Origin of the sequence: Streptomyces sp. SP18BB07, from assembly GCF_036322545.1 — a bacterium.
Taxonomy (GTDB): Bacteria; Actinomycetota; Actinomycetes; order Streptomycetales; family Streptomycetaceae; genus Streptomyces; species Streptomyces deccanensis.
In genome coordinates this window covers 1-335 of sequence record NZ_JAQYWT010000191.1, presented here as the reverse complement: position 1 = coordinate 335, position 335 = coordinate 1, and the positions used below count along the sequence as shown (strand labels likewise).

Annotated in this window: 1 pseudogene; it reads right to left on the bottom strand. The window is 68.7% G+C overall.

From position 1 onward, the window contains the following. A pseudogene (locus tag PUR53_RS01805) lies at positions 1 to 335 on the bottom strand (hypothetical protein); the annotation flags it as partial.

The following is a 335-nucleotide window of genomic DNA, read 5'->3' as shown; positions in this document are numbered from 1 at the left end:
TGCCTGCCAGTCCCCAGTCCCGCTCTGCTGGTTGGAGAGGTTGTTCAGGGAGCCGGCGAGGTCGGAGAGGTGGGCGGCCGGGTTGGCCCGGGTGAGGGAGCGGTAGTGGTCGACGGCTTCGGTGATGGAGCCGAGCGCAGCCTGCCAGTCCCCAGTCACGCTCTGCTGGAATGAGAGGAAGATCAGGGAGAAGGCGAGGTCGGTGAGCTGGGCGGCTGTGATCGCCTGGGCGAGGGTCCGGCGGAGGTCGACGGCTTCGGTGATGGAGGCGAGCGCTGCCTGCCGGTCCCCAGTCCCGCTCTGCTGGACGGAGAGAGATCGGACGAGCGTCGTGT